The sequence below is a fragment of the Nonomuraea sp. B1E8 genome, assembly GCF_039871515.1.
Taxonomy (GTDB): Bacteria; Actinomycetota; Actinomycetes; order Streptosporangiales; family Streptosporangiaceae; genus Nonomuraea.
On record NZ_JBDPLS010000001.1, the window covers coordinates 192,310 to 208,594 of the forward strand.

13 protein-coding genes are annotated in these 16,285 nt (G+C 68.8%); 6 read left to right on the forward strand and 7 right to left on the reverse strand.

The window, feature by feature from the left end; all coding sequences use genetic code 11:
- The first annotated feature begins 17 nt into the window (after positions 1-17).
- Both ABGA98_RS00910 and ABGA98_RS00915 read left to right on the forward strand, forming a co-directional pair.
- Positions 18-1,415 (forward strand): MFS transporter, encoded by a 1,398-nt coding sequence (locus tag ABGA98_RS00910; RefSeq protein WP_347616225.1) that lies wholly within the window; start codon positions 18-20, stop codon positions 1,413-1,415.
- 176 nt (positions 1,416-1,591) lie between these two features.
- The gene (locus tag ABGA98_RS00915; RefSeq protein ID WP_347616226.1) at positions 1,592-2,701 is read left to right on the forward strand and encodes a YbdK family carboxylate-amine ligase; all 1,110 of its coding nucleotides are present in this window, start codon (positions 1,592-1,594) and stop codon (positions 2,699-2,701) included.
- A gap of 79 nt (positions 2,702-2,780) precedes the next feature.
- On the opposite strand, the gene ABGA98_RS00920 is transcribed toward ABGA98_RS00915, so the two are convergent.
- From ABGA98_RS00920 to ABGA98_RS00945, 6 genes are all read right to left on the reverse strand, one after another.
- The gene (locus ABGA98_RS00920) at positions 2,781-3,665 is read right to left on the reverse strand and encodes a carbohydrate ABC transporter permease (protein ID WP_347616227.1); all 885 of its coding nucleotides are present in this window, start codon (positions 3,663-3,665) and stop codon (positions 2,781-2,783) included.
- Positions 3,662-4,603, reverse strand: a complete 942-nt coding sequence (locus tag ABGA98_RS00925) for a sugar ABC transporter permease (RefSeq protein ID WP_347616228.1) — start codon at positions 4,601-4,603, stop codon at positions 3,662-3,664. The genes ABGA98_RS00920 and ABGA98_RS00925 overlap by 4 nt, the downstream gene beginning before the upstream one ends.
- 78 nt (positions 4,604-4,681) lie before the next feature.
- Entirely contained in the window at positions 4,682-6,043 is a 1,362-nt protein-coding gene (locus ABGA98_RS00930) for an extracellular solute-binding protein (RefSeq protein WP_347616229.1), read from the reverse strand.
- 169 nt (positions 6,044-6,212) lie between these two features.
- The gene (locus tag ABGA98_RS00935) at positions 6,213-8,384 is read right to left on the reverse strand and encodes an alpha/beta hydrolase-fold protein (RefSeq protein WP_347616230.1); all 2,172 of its coding nucleotides are present in this window, start codon (positions 8,382-8,384) and stop codon (positions 6,213-6,215) included.
- A 188-nt stretch (positions 8,385-8,572) separates the two neighbouring features.
- Positions 8,573-9,559 carry a LacI family DNA-binding transcriptional regulator gene (locus tag ABGA98_RS00940; RefSeq protein WP_347617687.1) on the reverse strand — a complete coding sequence of 329 codons (987 nt, stop codon included), beginning with the start codon at positions 9,557-9,559 and terminating at the stop codon, positions 8,573-8,575.
- 203 nt (positions 9,560-9,762) lie between these two features.
- A complete protein-coding gene (locus tag ABGA98_RS00945) occupies positions 9,763-10,533 on the reverse strand; it encodes a FadR/GntR family transcriptional regulator (protein WP_347616231.1) in 771 nt (256 codons plus the stop codon).
- Between the two features lie 125 nt (positions 10,534-10,658).
- Between ABGA98_RS00945 and ABGA98_RS00950 the strand changes: the two genes are divergently transcribed.
- The 4 genes from ABGA98_RS00950 to ABGA98_RS00965 are packed head-to-tail and all read left to right on the forward strand — an operon-like array spanning position 10,659 to position 14,823.
- Positions 10,659-11,927 carry an extracellular solute-binding protein gene (locus ABGA98_RS00950; RefSeq protein ID WP_347616232.1) on the forward strand — a complete coding sequence of 423 codons (1,269 nt, stop codon included), beginning with the start codon at positions 10,659-10,661 and terminating at the stop codon, positions 11,925-11,927.
- A 4-nt stretch (positions 11,928-11,931) separates the two neighbouring features.
- Positions 11,932-12,816, forward strand: coding sequence for a sugar ABC transporter permease (locus ABGA98_RS00955; protein ID WP_347616233.1), 885 nt, complete (start codon positions 11,932-11,934; stop codon positions 12,814-12,816).
- On the forward strand, positions 12,816-13,643 hold the full coding sequence (locus tag ABGA98_RS00960; RefSeq protein ID WP_347616234.1) for a carbohydrate ABC transporter permease: 828 nt from the start codon (positions 12,816-12,818) through the stop codon (positions 13,641-13,643). The genes ABGA98_RS00955 and ABGA98_RS00960 overlap by 1 nt, the downstream gene beginning before the upstream one ends.
- A gap of 1 nt (position 13,644) precedes the next feature.
- Positions 13,645-14,823, forward strand: a complete 1,179-nt coding sequence (locus ABGA98_RS00965; RefSeq protein WP_347616235.1) for a mandelate racemase/muconate lactonizing enzyme family protein — start codon at positions 13,645-13,647, stop codon at positions 14,821-14,823.
- A gap of 144 nt (positions 14,824-14,967) precedes the next feature.
- Here the strand turns inward: ABGA98_RS00965 and ABGA98_RS00970 are convergent, their stop codons facing one another.
- Positions 14,968-16,209 carry a cellulose binding domain-containing protein gene (locus tag ABGA98_RS00970; RefSeq protein ID WP_347616236.1) on the reverse strand — a complete coding sequence of 414 codons (1,242 nt, stop codon included), beginning with the start codon at positions 16,207-16,209 and terminating at the stop codon, positions 14,968-14,970.
- Positions 16,210-16,285: the final 76 nt, after the last annotated feature.

The following is a 16,285-nucleotide window of genomic DNA, read 5'->3' on the forward strand; positions in this document are numbered from 1 at the left end:
TCGCATGGAGGACACCGATGGCCCAACCAGCGGTACACCAGACCTCATCCCACGAGCCGCATCCGGCGCGGTGGCGCATCCTCGGCTTCCTCGGGGTGGCCCAGCTCATGCTGATCCTCGACGTCACCGTCGTGGCCATCGCGCTGCCCCACATCGGGACGGACCTCGAGCTCAGCCGCGAGGCGCTGACCTGGACGGTCAGCGCCTACACGCTCACCTTCGGCGGACTGATGCTGCTCGGCGGACGCATCACGGACCTCGTGGGAGCCAAGCGGGTCGTGCTCGCCGGGCTGGTCCTGTTCGCCGCCGCTTCGCTGGTCACCGGGCTGGCCGGGTCCTCGGGCATGCTGGTGGGCGGTCGCGTGGCGCAGGGTGTCGGGGCGGCGCTCCTGTCGCCCTCCGCCCTGTCGCTGGTGGTGGCGCTGTTCGACGGAGAGGAGCGGAACAAGGCTCTGGGTGTCTGGTCCGCGCTCGGCGGCGGTGGCGCCGCCCTCGGCGTCCTCCTCGGCGGCCTGCTCACCGCGGGCCCTGGGTGGTCGTGGGTCTTCTACGTCAACGTGCCCATCGGGCTCGTGATCGCCGCAGTGCTCGCCGCTCTGCTGCCGGCCCGGCCGGCCGCGTCCGCCGACCGGCCACGGCTCGATGCCCTCGGCGCGATCCTGGTGACGTCCTCGTCCGCGTCGTTGATCTACGCCCTCATCGCCGCAGGTGAGCGGGGTTGGCTCAGCGCGCTCACCGGATGGCTCGTCCTGGCGGCCGCCGCCGGCTATGCGCTGTTCGTGCTGTGGCAACGGCGGGCCCGCTCGCCCCTGATGGACGTCCGGCTGCTGGCCAGGCGGCCCGTGGCGACCGGCGCTTTCCTCATCCTGATGGCCACGGCGCTGATGATCGCCGTGTTCTTCCTGGGCACCTTCTACTTCCAGCACGCCGTGGGGTACGGCGCCCTGCAGGCAGGGCTGCTGTTCCTGCCCGTGGCACTGGCGACGATGCTCGGCGCCAACCTGACCGGACGGCTGCTCGGCCGGTGGGGCGGACGCCGGCTGGCCGTCACGGGCCTGACGGTCGCGGCGATCGGCCTGGCCGCGCCGGCGGTCTCGATGAACACGGTCACCGTCGTGGCCGGCGTGGCCGTCGCGGCGGCGGGCACCGGCGCGATGTTCGTCATCGCCTCGGCGACCGCACTCGGCCAGGTGGCGCCGCACGAGGCCGGAGTCGCCTCCGGCATCGTGAGCACCTTCCACGAGTTCGGCGCCTCCATCGGGGCCGCGGTCGTGTCGAGCGTCGCAGCCGCGAGCCTGGTCGGGACCACGTTGAGCGGCTTCACCAACGGGTTCATCGTGGCGGCCGTCTCAGCAGCGGCCGGCGCCGTCGCTGCCGCGCTGCTGACACCCGGCCACACGAACCGCCAGGCCTGAATCCTGCCGGAAATCGCCTCGACGCCGGGTGAATACCGTGGGTCTGCGGGCAAGAGCCTTCGAGACGAGGGTAGTGACCGACGTCAGCTCATATCCGCGACGGAGGCCGAGCCGGGTCGTACACCCAAGTGAAGGATCATCTGCCGCGGAGTGGCTTGCGCTTCAGGGGGCCGCTCATGAAAACGGACCGCACACCCGCACGTGCGGAGCATGATGCACGCCTGTCCCTGACGCTGGGTGTGGAAGAGGAGTTCGTCCTGCTGGACCGCTCCGACGGGCGTCCGGCCGACCGGGCGCCCGCGATCCTGGCCCTGCTCGACGGCGAGCCGCAGGTCAAGCATGAATTCCTGCGCTACCAACTGGAGACCGTCACCGGCGTGTGCACGGATCTGGGCCAGGTGGGGCGGGAGCTGGCGCGGACCCGGCGGCTGGCCGCCCGCGCGGCGGCGGAACTGGGCTGCCATCTGGCCGCCACCGGTATGACACCTCAGCGATGCCCCGGTCCGTGCCCGGTCACGGCCGACCCCCGCTACCTGCGGCTGATGGCCCGCTACGGTTCCCTGGTCGCGGGCCCCGGCACCTGCGGTTGCCATGTGCACGTCGGCGTGCCCTCACGGGAACTGGGCGTGCGGGTCCTGGCGCGGTTGCGGCCGTACCTCGCCACGCTGCTGGCGCTCAGCGTCAACTCCCCCGTCGCCGACGGCCACGACACCGGCTGGGCGAGCAGCCGCTACCTGTGCTGGACCCGCAGGCCCTCGGCGGTGCCTCCCCGGGTGTGGCGATCCGCGGCCGCCTATGACGCCACCGTACGCCGCCTGATCCTGCACGGGGATGCGCTGGACGAGCGAGGTGTCTACTTCCACGCTCGCCTGTCGCCGCGCTACCCCACGGTGGAGGTGCGCATCATGGACGTCTGCCTCACGGTCGAGGACACCGTCCTGGTCGCCGGACTGGCCCGGGCCCTGGTCGCGTTGGCGATCGACGACGAGCGACGCGGCGCGCCGGTCAAGGTCATCAGCGGCCGGCGGATCGCCGCCGACCTGCGCGCCGCCGCCCGGCACGGCCTGGCCGCGCACGCCGCCGATCCGTCCACCGGATTCCCGGCTCCGCACCGCCATCTGGCGGATGCCGTCCTGAACCGCCTGCCCGAACCCGAGCCGATCGCCGGCCTGCTCCGCTGCCTCGCCCTTCGCGGTACGGGTGCCGACAGGCAGCGCGCGATGCTGGCCCGTGCCGACACGCCACAACGCTTCGCCCAGTTCCTCGCCGAGGCCACCCTCCGGTGAATCCGCGCCGTCCACGGACCCGGCCCGGGCACCTTGCCGTGGCACGTCGCGCCGGACGCGACGGCGCGTGTGCCGCGGCCTATCTCAGTCCACCGACGGACAACCCTCCGCGCCAGTGCCGTTGCAGGGTGAAGAAGGCGATGACGAGGGGGATGACCGACACGAGCGCGCCCATGATGATGAGGCTCCAGAGGGAGGTGCTGCCCGCGTTGTTGGCCGAGGCGATTCCCTGCCAGAGGCCGAGTCCGACGGTGACGGGGAAAAGGCGGTTGTCGGAGAGCATGGCCAGGGGCAGGAAATAGTTGTTCCAGGATGCCACGGCGGACAGGAGCAGCACGGTGACCACCGCAGGCCGCATCAGCGGGAACGCGACCTGGACGAACGTTCGTATCTCACCCGCGCCATCGGCCCGCGCCGCGTCCAGGATCTCGTCGGGAACCGCGTCGCGCGCGTACACGTGCATCAGATAGACCCCGAAGGGGTTGAGAAGCGAGGGGAGGATCACCGCCCAGACCGTGTTCGTCAGTCCGAGCTGGGAGAACATCATGAAGGTCGGAATCACCAGGGCCGTTGCGGGCACCATCAGCGCGCCGAGCACGAGCGCGAAGCTGAAGCGCCTGGCGGCGAACCGGTATTTGGCGAATCCGTAGCCGGCCATGACGGCCAGGATCGTGGCGCCGACCCCGCCCGCGAATGCGTACAACGTGGAGTTGAGTATCCACCTGCCGTAGATCCCGTTGTCGTAGGTGAACAGCTGCTGGAGGTTGCCGAAATAGTCGATCTCGGCGGCGAACCACAGGGTGTTGCCGCCGCCGAACAGGCCGGGGGCGTCTTTGGAGCTGTTGACGATGACCCACCAGAACGGCACGAGAAAGTACACGACCAGAAAGCCGAGGAGCACCTGCAGGGGGAGATGGTGTTGTGGCCGGCGGCGGGCGCCGGCGCGGGAGCGGTCATTCGTCACAGGAAGCTCCTTCGCTTGCGGGTGAAGAACAGAAAGGCGTAGACGCCGACGAACACGATCCCGCCGAGAGCGAAGGAGATCGCCGATCCGTAGTTGAAGTTCGCGAGTGAGAACGCCTGCTGATAGGCGTACATGTTGGGGGTGAAGTCCGGTCCGATCGTGCCGGCCGCGAGCGACCGCAGAATCTGTGGTTCGTTGAAGAACTGCAGGGTGCCGATGAGCGAGAAGACCAGGATCAGGATCAGCGCTGGGGCGATCAGCGGAATCTTGATCCGCAGCGCGATCTGCCATTTGCCGGCGCCGTCCATGCGGGCGGCCTCATAGAGTGCCGGGTCGATGCCCTGGAGCGCCGCGTACAGGATGATCATGTAGTAGCCGGCCCACTGCCAGGTCACGATGTTGACCAGGCCGTAGAAGATCAGGTTGCTGCTGAGGAAGTCAGGCGGGGCGGCGCCGAACAACCCGAAGACGTCGGTGAGCGGCCCGAAGCTCTTGCTGTACAGGAACCCCCACATGACCGCCCCGATGACCGTGGGAATCGCGTAGGGCAGAAAGATCATGAGGCGGGAGAAGCGGGTGAACAGGGAGGTCACCGCATCGAGGATCAGGGCCATCGCGAGGGCGGCGATGATCTGTATCGGAATGGAGACCAGCGAGAAGCGGACGACGAACCACGACCCGGACAGGAAGCTCGGGTCGCTGAACGCCTTCACGTAATTGTCGAGGAAGACGAAGCTGGTGCCGCCGATCAGCTTCTTCTGGAAAAGACTGAGGTACAACGCGTACCCGAGCGGCGCGATGAGCAGAGCGAGGAAGACGATTCCGAATGGCCCGACGAAGAGCCACCCCATCAGATGCTCGCGGAGGCGAACCGTGCCGCGGGTTCTGCGTGTCCTCTCCTGGGCGGGTGGCGTGCTCTTCTCGATCAGAATGGTCACGTTGGGCTCCGGAATGTCGGTGCTGGCAGATCACGGGTGGGCCGGCCGGCCGAAGACGGGCCCGGCCCACCCTGCTGGTCACTTGACGGTGAAACCTTGTTCCTGGGCGTAGCCCACCACGTCCTCCTGAAGCCGGTCGGCCGCCTGCGCACCGGTTTCGGAGCCCTTGATGAGGGCACTGACCTGTTTGGTCATGGCGTCGAAGTAGTACTGGCCGAACGGGCTGTAGGTGACACCCTTGTAGGCGTTCGCCGCGGGGACGTAGACCTCCTTGTTCGCCTGCTGGCCATCGAAGAAGTCCACCTTCAAGTTCACGAACTCGGGGTCGTTGAGCGCTTTGAGGTTCAGCGGGAAGATGATCTGGTTGGTCCAGCCGTGGGTGAGCGACTCCTTGTCGGCGTAGAGGCCGTACGCCGCCTTCGCCGCGAGTTCGGGGTTCTTCGCCTGGCTCGTCACGGAGAAGGCCGACCCGCCCCAGTTCACCTGCACCGGGTTACCGGCATCCCACTGCGGCAGCGGCGCCACCGCGAACTTGCCGGTGTCCTCGCCCTTGCCGACGCCGGCGCCGGTGAGGTAGCCGGGCGCCCAGGCCGCCGAGATGTACGTCGCGTACTTCCCGTTGATCACTCCGGAGATGTACTCGGGCGTGAACTGGTCCTGCGTCCCGACCAGCCCCTTGCGCGCGAGGCCCGCCCAGTAGTCGAGCACGTCCTTGGAGGCCTGGTCGTTGAGCGTGATGCCGATCGTGCTCTGCTGCGCCGGGTCGTAGGTGAACGGCACGGCGCCCTTCTGGATCTGCAGCGCCATCGTGAGGGCTGACACGTTCGCGGCGAAGTCACCGAACTGCGGGCCACCCGCGTCCTTCATCTTCTGCGCCGCCTGCTCGTACTCGGCCCACGTCTTCGGCGGCTTGATGTCGTACTTGTCGAAGATGTCCTTGCGGTAGATCATCGCCATCGGGCCGCCGTCGACCGGGACGCCGTAGACCGCGTCACCGACCGAGACGTCCTTCCACGCGCCCTCGCTGTAGTCGGCCTTGACGCCGTCGAAGCCGTACTTCTTGATGTCGACGAGCGCGTTCTGGATCTGGAAGGTCGGGATCCGGTCCATCTCGATCATGATCACGTCGGGTGCGCCGGTGCCCGCCGAGATGGCCGTCTGGAACTTGTCGTACTCGTCGCTGCCCTGCCCGACGTTGGTCCAGCAGACCTGCACCTCGCCGTTCTGCTTGTTGAAGTTGTCGACGACGAGTTGCATGTTGGGGTACCAGCCCCACATCGTCACGACTGGCAGGTCCTTCTTGGGGATCGTGTTCGTGCAGTTGCTCGCGCCGCTTCCGCTCGCGTCGCTCGCACCTCCTTGCTCGCTGGAGGAGCAGGAGGCGAGCGCGGTCGCGGCGGCGAGCATGGCTGCCGCGACAAGGAGCCTTTTCTTCTTCATTGGCATGTTTCCCTCTAGATCGCAGCGCACGGGGGTTCCTGCGCTGCCGCTGAGATCGAGCGACCGGCCGGGACGGGGCACAGGTGACGCGACCTGTGCCCCGCCCGTTCGCATCGCCCTTTTGTGAGCGCTAACATCACCGACGTCCCACGACGCCTGGAAAGCCGGCCTAGCGCTTGAACAGGCGTGGCGCCAGGTCGATGAGGTTCTTCTGCCACACGTCCCAGCCGTGCGGCCCCGGGGTGACCCCGTCGAACTCGTAGCGGATGCCGAGGTCGTTCAGGGTGGCCAGAGTCGTCGCGAACGACGGGTACACGAAGTCGGTCTGGTCGCCGACGTACAGGCGCAACAGCTTGGTCCCGTTGTTGATCGCCTCCGCGTCGACGCCCGCGCCGCTGCCGAAGCCGGCCGAGAACGCCGCCACATAGGCGAACCTGCCCGGGTGCGCCTTGAGCACCCCGAACGTCTGCCCACCACCCATCGAGAGGCCGGCGAGGGCCTGCTGGGAGGGGTCGCTGGAGACGTTGTAGCGGTCACGGACAGCCGGAACGATGTTCTCCAGCAGTTCCCTGTTGAAGTCGGGCACGTTGCCGTTGCCCATCACGACCACCATCGGCACCAGGTCCCCGTCGAGGAACTGGTGGTCGAGGATCTGCTTGGCGCGTCCCATCTCGACCCAGTCCGTGTAGTTCTGTCCGCCACCGTGCTGGAGGTGGAAGACGGGGTACGGCTCCGCGCGGTCCGGGTCGTACCCAGGCGGGGTCCACACCAACGCGGTCCGGTCCTCATTCGCCACGCCGCTCCGGTACGTCATGCTCTCGACCTTGCCGCCCTTGCCGGCGGGAACGTCCGAGAGCAGGCGCGCCCTCTCGCCGGGGACGAAGAAGGTGCTCCACGTCGGCTCCGAGGTCACCTTCGTCGGGTTCGACGCGTCCTTGACCGCGACCCGATCCACCATCAGCCGGTAGTAGTAGAACCACGGGTCCAGCGGGCCCACGGTCGCTCGCCACCGGTCGCCCGCACGGGACAGCGGGACGCGCAGCCAGCTCCCGTTGGGAGCCCAGTTCGCCCACACCGTGACGTGCTGGGCGTCCTGGAAGTCCGTGGTGGTCTCGAAGGTGACGAAGCCGTCCTCGGCCACGAACGGCGTCGGAGTGGTGCCGGGCGCCGGCGGGGTGAACTCGCCCTTCAGCCGGCCGTGACCGTCGCTCGGGCCGTGATCCGACACCTCGCGGAACAGCCGCGGCACGAAGTCGATCAGGTTCTCCTGCCAGGCGTTCCAGTTGGCCCCGGCGTCGGGGTTGACACCGTCGAACTCGTACCTGACGTGGGCCCGGTCCAGCGCCTTGGTCAGCCGGTTGGTGGCGTTGTACGCGGGATCCGTCACGTTCCCCGTGTACAGGCGCAGCAGCTTGACGTGCCGGTTGATCGTGTTCGCGTTCGCCCGGCCGACGCCGTCCTCGAGGAGGCCCGAGAACGAGCCGGCGTAGGCGAACTGGGTCGGACGGGTCAGTGCGGCCCGCAGGGCCCGCGTCCCGCCCTCGGTCACGCCGGCGATCGCCTGATGCGCCGGGTCCCCATGGACGCGGTAGCGGTCCGCGACCGCCTTCCGGAGATCCGTCACCTCCTTGTCGCCGGCGGACCCGTGACCGTCGCTGATCACGACCACCATCGGCTCCATGTCCCGCTGAGCCGACAGATTGTCGAAGATCTGCTTGGCCCGGCCGAGGTCGAGCCAGTCAGTGGCGCTCACACCGTCGCCGGACTGCAGGAACAGCACCGGATATGCCCTGGGGCCCGAGGCCGGGTAGCCGGGCGGCGTCCACACCAGAGCCGACTTCTCCTGCTTCCCGGCCCGGTAGGTCAGGGTCTCGACCTTGCCGCCCTGTCCCTCGGGCACGTCCGCCAGCAGGCGCACCGCGTCGCCCGGCACGAAGAAGGTGCTCCAGAGGGGCTTGGACGCCACCTTGGTGGTGTTGGTCGGATCCTTGAGACCGGTGTCATCGGCCGTGACCTGGTAGGAGTACAGGCCCGGCTTGAGCGGGCCGAGGACTCCCGAGTAGACGTCGCCCCGGCGGGTCAGGCCGAACTCCGCCCAGGTGGCAGAGGGACCGAAGTTCCCCTCGATGACGACCTGCCCCACGCCGGCCTCGATGGCGGCCGCCGGGACGCTGAACGACGCGTAGCCGTCCTCGGAGACGGTGAGCCATGGCGTGTCGGCCGCCACCGGCCCCGGCGCGAGCAACACTGCCGCGATCGCCATGACGCCGGCGGCGATCAGCGACGTGAGCCGGCGCACGCCCTGAGGGCGCGACCTGCCGTGATAAGGTAAAAAAGGCATGCAGAAACTCCCTTGATGGCCTGGCCATGAATGGTCATCGGCGGGCCAGGCCTGGTTCAGCGGTGGTCGTGTTGGGGGTTTGCTGTCCGCACCTCCGTCCGTAACGGGTTCGGCTTGCCCACCTGACGTTCGTTGCCGCGAACGTTCAGGTGTGCTGAGACGCCGCACCTATGGGTGGCGTCACGTTCTCACAAAGTTCTCGGTGCCGTGGTCGAGCCGCGCACCACCAGGCGGGTCGGGAGCACGATCTGGCCGGGGCCCTCCCAATCGCCGCGCACCAGCGACTTCAACATGCGCGCGGCCTCGTTCCCGAGCAGATACATCGACTGGTCCACCGTGGTCAGGCCCGGCTCGGCCAGCGCGGAGTCCGGGATGTTGTCGAAGCCGGCCACCGACAGGTCGCCGGGAACGTCGAGCCCCAGGTCTCTTGCGACCTCCAGCGTTTTCAGCGCCATGCCGTCGTTCGCCGCGAAGATCGCCGTCGGGCGGTCCACCCTGTCCAGCAGCGCCCGTGCGAGCGGCGCCGCCGACTCGGGAGTGAAGTCCCCTCGCGCGACCAGCTCCGGATCGACGGGGATGCCGGCGTCGGCCAGCGCCCTCCGGTAGCCCTCCTCGCGCGCCACCGCGGAGGCCAGGCTGGAGCGGCCGGCGATGAAGGCGATCCGCCGATGCCCCAGGTCAAGGAGGTGCCCGACCACCGCGGTGGCACCGGCGAAATTGTCGGCCGTCACCGACGGCGCCGTCGAGCCCATCGCCGGATCGATGACCACGACCGGAGTGCCGCTCCGCACCTCGCCCGAGGGCGTGACGACGATGGAGCCGTCCGTGAGCGTGCCCGCCAGGCGGGCCAGATGCCGCTGCTCCCAGCCCTCGGAATAGGACCCGTAAAGGTCGCTGTTGGCGTAGATGATCAGGTCGAAGCCCGACTGGCTCAGCTCGTCCATCACGCCCTTGAGCACCTCGGCCGTGTAGGACTGGAAGCTGTGGGTCACCAGACCCAGAACATTGGTACGGCTCCGCCGCAGGCTCGTCGCCACCAGGCTCGACTCGTAGCCGAGCTGCTCGATGGCCGAACGGACCTGTGCGATCGTTCTCGCGCTGACACCGTAACGCCCGTTGACCACCCGCGACACGGTGGCGGTGGAGACGCCCGCTGATCGTGCGACATCGCTCATCGTCACCGGTGCGCCACCCTCGGCCATGCCGCCCTCACCAGTTGCAATCGTTATCGGTTACGTTTGCAGCGTCACGGTAAGCGATCAGGATTGCAGAAACAAGACCTTTTCGGACGGCCGTACATCAGGTATAACGTTGACCGGATCGCGCGGGCGCCCTGGGCGGCGATGTCGCTGCGGCAGTCGAGGACGGCGGCCGGGCGCTAGCGTTGCAGGCGCACGGGGGCGCTCGGCGCGTTGCGCCGGACGAGCCAGGCCTCGGTGATGTGCGTGAACATCGCTTCGGCGGCGCCGTCGGGGTCGTGGGCGGCGATGCGCTCGTAGATCCGGCGATGGCCCTGATTGGACGCCACGCACAGAGCGCGTTCCGGCTTGCCCATGTAGCGGGCGGTGTTGATCACCTGGCTCTCCAGCGCTCGCACCACGCCCCGGGCGATGCGGTTGCCGGACGCCTGCATGATCACGTCGTGGAAGGCACGGTCGTGGTCGGCGTACGTGACGTGGTCGTCCACGAGGTCGTCCATCCGGTCCACGAGCGCCCGCAACCGCTCGACGGTCTCCCCGCCGGCCACGCGGGCGGCGAGGTGGGCCATGTCGGACTCGAGCAGCCGGCGGGTGACGACGAGGTCGTCGAGGATGCCCAGGCTCTCGTCCATGTCGATGGTCGCGGCGAGCACGAGCTCGTCGAGCATGTCCCACATCGTGGGCGGGGTGACCATGGTGCCCGCGCCCTGGCGGACCTGGACGAGCCCTTTCTCCTGGAGGATCTTCACGGCCTCGCGCACGACGGTCCGGCTCACCGAGAAGGTCTCGCACAACACGGGCTCTGGGGGAAGGGGCGTGCCGGACGGGTGCACGCCGCGGACGATGCGCTCGACGAGCTCCGCCGTCACCGCCTTGGCAAGACTGGCCGGCCGCCGGACCCATGCGGGCGGGGCGGAGGCGCTGCCGGGCGATTCCTGCGATGTCGTCATGGCCCCCTCCAGTGCCTCGACCGGCGCCAGTATAGGGCATTCCTGTTGACGTCATACGTCATACGAGTTACGTTTCCGTGGCAGACGGCCGAGGACGCCGGCCGCGTTCTGGAGAGTGAGCAGCCATGAAGCAGCGACGACTATGGTCGGCCGTCCTCGCCACAGGACTGGCCGTGACCGGCTGCGGGAGCGCCGCACCGACACAGCCCTCGTCCGGGGACGCCACCAGCACGATCGTGGTCTGGGACTGGAAATCCGGCGAACCCGGCGTGGCCTCCTACGTGGAGAAGGCCAAGGCCGATTTCGCCAGGAAACATCCCGACGTCACCGTCGAGTTCGTGGCCCAACCGTTCGACCAGTACTACACGCTCCTCGGGGCGGCCACCCAGTCGGGGAAGGGCCCCGACGTCATGTTGTTCAACGGCGGCGGGCAGATCCGCGACCGGGTGAACACGCTGCTGCCGCTGGACCGGTACGTCGCCGACGACAGGCAGCGGCTGGCGGGCTGGGACGCCTTCAGCAAGGACGGCACGATCTACGCCGCCCCGGTGACGTTGCAGGGCCACCCGATCTACTACAACAAGACGATCTACCAGAAGGCGGGGCTGGATCCGGCGAACCCGCCGAAGACGTGGAACGAGTTCGTCAGCGGCTGCGCGGCCATCAAGAAGACGGCCGGCGCCAGGTGCCTCTCCCTCGGCAACAAGGAGGGCTTCGGCATCCAGTTCTTCATGTCGGGGCTCGGACCGGGCATCCTGACGCCCAAGGAGTACGACGACTGGATCGCCGGGAAGCGCGACTGGACCTCTCCCCATGTGAAGGAGATCTTCAACCTGTGGAAGAAGGTCAACGACGACGGCCTGAACAACGACGGGCCCAACTCCACCGCGCTGTTCAACGACGCCTTCGCCCTCTTCAACACCGGTAAGGCCGCCACCATCATCGGGCTGATGTCGGACGTCGGGCACTGGAAGGACTTCGGCGAGTTCCTGGGCGCCGGCCAGGTCGGCGTCATGACGGCCCCGGTGGTCACCGGCGAGGCCACGCCCGTCCTTCCCTACGACGGAGGCATCGGCTACGCGGTCGCCAAGTCGGCCAAGGACCCCGCACTGGCAGCCGACCTGGTGCGGTCGCTGACCTCGACCGACGCTCTGACCGCCTTCTACGCCGGCGCCGGCGCGATCACCTCCGACACCACGATCGACGTGTCGCAGGGCGCTCCCGCCGTGGCGGCGATCGTGCCCCAGATCAAGACCGGCAAGCCCGCCCTGCACGTGGCGCTGTCCAGCAAGACCCTGGAGTTGATGGGCAGGCTGTCCCAGCAGCTTCTGAGCGGGTCGGCGAGCGTCGACGACGTGGTGAGGCAACTGGCCGCCTCGGACAAGGCGAGTTGATCGCGTGCCGATCGGAGGTCCCCCGGGGGCGCGAGCCGAGCGTTTCGCGCCCTTCGTCCTGGTGGCTCCAGCCGTACTGATCATCGTGGCCCTGCGGTTGTGGCCGCTGGTGCTGGGCGTCAACTTCTCCTTCACCGGAGACGGCGAGCGCAACGGGATGCCCGTCGGCTTCGACAACTACGCCGAACTGCTCAACGACCCGTTGTTCCGCACCGCGCTGGGCAACGTCGGGCTGCTGGTGCTCCTGCTTCCCGTCGCGGTCGCGATCCCCGGCCTGCTGGCGACGTTCATCTATCTGCGCGTGCCCGGGCATCGGCTCTTCCGCGGCGTCTACTTCTTCCCCGCCGTGCTCTCGCCGGTGATCGTCGGTGCGATCTTCAACCTGATGCTCGGCTTCGACGGCCCGTTGAACACCGCCCTGGCACAGATCGGCCTCGGCCCCGTCGACTGGCTCGGCGACCCGGGCCTGGCCATGTTCACGGTCATCGGCGTGCACGTCTGGGCGACGTTCGGGATGGCCCTGGTGGTCTTCCTCGCCGGATTCTCCACCCTGGACGCCGCGCTCCTGGACGCCGCCCGGATGGACGGCGCGTCACTTCCCCAGACCATCTGGCATGTCATCGTCCCGGGCCTGTCGCGCACCATCCAGTTCGTCTTCGTGACCACCATGATCGGAATGCTGACGTCGATGTTCGGCCTGCTGTACGTGATGACCAGCGGCGGACCCGAAGGTTCGACGTACCTGCCGGAGTTCTACGTCTGGATCCAGCAGGGACAGATGAACCGCCCGGCACTCGCCTCGACCGCGTCGACGGTGTTGTTCCTCATCATGCTCGTGGTCGGAATCCTTCAGGTGGCGGTGCTGCGCCGGGCGGGGAGGGAGGACTGATGCGCGGCATGCGCCTGGGCAGGTGGCTGGCCGCCGTCCCGATGGCGCTCCTCGCGCTGGCGACCGTCTATCCCCTCGTGTTCACCACCAACGTCGCCATGAAGACCCGGCGGGAGTACATCTTCGACCGGTTCTCCCCGGCGAGCTCCCTGCACCTGGAGAACATCGCCGCGGCGTGGAACAGCGTCGGCATGGCGCGCTACTTCGCCAACTCGCTCTTCGTGGTGACGGCCGCGGTCATCCTGCTGCTGCTCTTCGGGTCGATGGCCGGCTTCGCACTCGCTCAGTTGCGGTTCCGCGGCTCCTCGGTGTTGTTCCTCGGCTGCCTGGCGGCGTTGTTCGTCCCGTTCCAGGTGATCATGGTGCCGCTGACCCGGGTCATGGCGGCCGGGGGCCTCATCGACACCTACCCCGGCCTGATTCTGACCTACGTCGCGCAGTTCCTCCCCTTCACCGTCTTCCTGATGACCAGCCACTACCGGACCATCCCCGTGGAGATCGTCCACGCCGCGAAGATCGACGGGAACTCCACCTACGGCGTCTACCGGCGCATCATGATCCCGCTCGGCGCTCCGGCCCTGCTGTCGGTCGGCATCCTCGACGCCCTGTTCTGCTGGAACGACGTGCTCATCTCCCTGCTGATGACGCCGTCACCGGAGCATCGCACCCTCATGGTCGGGGTCACCGCGCTACGCGGCCAGTACTCGGACAACATCCCCCAGTTCGCCTCGGGAGTTCTGATCGCCGCGGTACCCGTCCTGTTGATCTATCTCTTCCTGCAACGCCAGATCGCCGACGGTGTCACCGCCGGTTCCACGAAGGGCTGACATGCGCATCTCGGGGTATCGGACGCTGACGACCGTGCATGAATGGGGCCGCACCGTCGGCGACGCCAACGGCGTCCACGCCGACGGGAACGTGCCGGTGCCGATCGTCATGGTGGACACCGACGAGGGCATCACCGGCGTCGGCCTCGGGCCGCACGCGCACCTCGACGCCGTCTTCCCCGCCATCGAGGGAGAGGATCCGCGCGGCGTCACGGCGCTCTACGACCGCATGCTGCGGCAGACGTTCAAGGCCGGTCACGCGGGCGCCGTGTTCGGGACCATCGGCGCACTCGACACCGCTCTGTGGGACATCAAGGCACAGGCCGCCGGCGAACCGCTCTGGCGCCTGCTGGGCGGTCGCGACAGGCGGGTCCCCGCCTACGCCTCCGGCCTGGACATCAGCCTGACCGACGAGGAACTCGCCTCCCTCTACCAGGGGTACGCCCGGCACGGGCTGCGGGCGGCCAAGCTCAAGGGCGGCCTCGACCTCGAACGCGACCGGCGGCGCCTCACCCTCGTACGAGAGGTCCTGGCCGAGGCCGCGCACGGATCGCGGCCGGGTCTGATGCTCGACGTGAACGAGTCCTGGACCCGCAAGCAGGCGGTCCGGCACGTCTGCGAGCTGGAACGCACCCTGGACCTGGTGTGGATCGAGGAGCCGGTCCGGCGGTGGGACGCCGAAGGTCTCGCCACCGTCGGCCGCGGGATCCGCGCCTCGGTCGCCACGGGCGAGAACCTCACCGGGCTCGACCAGTACCGGCCGCTGCTGGCGGCGGGGGCCGTCGACATCGTCCAGACGGCCGCCGTCTGGGGGATCACCCATTTCCTGCGCGTATCCGCTCTGGCGCACGCCCACGACCTGCCGGTCAGCCCGATCGGCACCACCCCGATCGGCCTGCTGCACTCCGCGACGTCGGTGCCGAACCACCTGGTCAGCGAACTGCAGGACCTGCGGCCGCCGCTCGGGGTGTCCCTCGATCTGACCATCGAGGACGGCGCGTTCATCCTCGGCGACTCCGCGGGGCTGGGCCTCACGATCGACGAGGACACCGTCGCCTCGCTCACCCGCCGGCCCGGCGACGCCGTGGAGGCCGGCACCCCCAACGTCCGGCCCGAGCACGCCGGACGACGCCTGCTGACCGTGGCCGATCAGGGCGCCGGCCCACCCTCCAGCCCCTGACCCCGCACGACCAGGCGGCGACGTCAACGCGCGCCACTCGTCCACGTCACGGGCGCGCGAGGCGGCGGCCGAGGGCCGGTCGCAGGGCCGGCCGACGGAGCCTGGCTGCGTCGGCCGGTTGACCTGCGTGCCCGCGGCACCTGGTCAGGAGGCGTCGCAGGAAAGGGTGGGCGTGGCCGGGGAGCCGCCCGCGGTGAAGCCGAACGTGGTGGTGCCGTTGGGGGCGATCGAGCCGTTGTAGGCCTCGTTGCGTACGGTCACGCCGGCTCCGGAGCCGGAGCGGACGCCGTTCCACAGGCTGCTGATCGTCTGCCCTCCCGGCCAGGTCCAGCCGACCGTCCAGCCGTTGACGGCGCTGCCGCCGGCGCGGACGGTCACGGTGGACTGGAAACCGCCGGACCAGGAGTTGACGGTCTCCATCGTGGCCGTGCATCCACCGGGTGCGGGGGTCGGCGATGAGGAGCTCCCGAACTGGGAGAAGAATTTCCACACCTCCGCCTTGGTCCAGGTCGTGACGCCGTTGTCGGTGTAGGTGCCGTCCACGGGGGCGGGCGTGTGGCCGTTGTCGAACGCGGCCCAGACGACCGGATAACCGGCCCGGCACCCGGAGTAGGTGGTGACGATGTGGCCGCGGCTGCCCGAGCTCGGCTCGGGCGGGTTCTGCGCGGTACACCCGTTGTTCCGGACGAACCTGTCACGCAGCGCCCGTCCCTGCGCGATGCCGAGCACGGTGTCTCCGAGGCCGTGCAACCCCATGTACGCGACCGGCTGGGTTCCGCCGCTGCACCCGCTGAGCTGCGCGCCGGAGAAGACCGCGACCGCCCGGAAGACCTCCGGCCGCGAGCACGCGAGAGAGAAGCTCATGCCGCCGCCGTAGCTGAAGCCGGTGGCGAAGCGCTGCGAGGTGTCGACGCAGAGGTCCGCCTCGATGAGCCGGATCAGGTCGTCGACGAAGGTGACGTCCTCACCGTTGTTGTTCGCCCAGCCGTTGTTGAAGCCCTGGGGCGCGACGAAGATCGCGCCGTTGCCCGACAGTTGCCTGAGGCCGTAGAAGGACCAGGGGTATCCGCTGGCTCCGCCGGAGTCGACGTCGGCGGCGGTGCCGCCCAGCCAGTGGAAGCCGAAGATCAACCGGTAGGGGGTGCCGTTGTCGTAGCCGTCGGGCAGCCGGAGGATGAAGGAGCGGTTCTTGCCGCTGGTCTGGATCGAGTGCGTGCCGCTGCTCAGTGTCGGGGTCTTGCCGCATCCGGCGGTCGTCGCGAGGGCGCCGGCGGGCGCCGCGGCGGTGCCGGCGTCGCTGCTCATCGCCGCACCGCCCGTGACCAGCACGAGCAGCGCCGCGGCGGCGACCGCGATGGTGGTGACAAGGGAGCCGCGTCCTGACATCACGTAACTCCGTTCCTGGTGCGGATGGGGATGCGTGGGGTGGAGGAACCATTCGCTGCTCCCTTGTCCGGCGAGA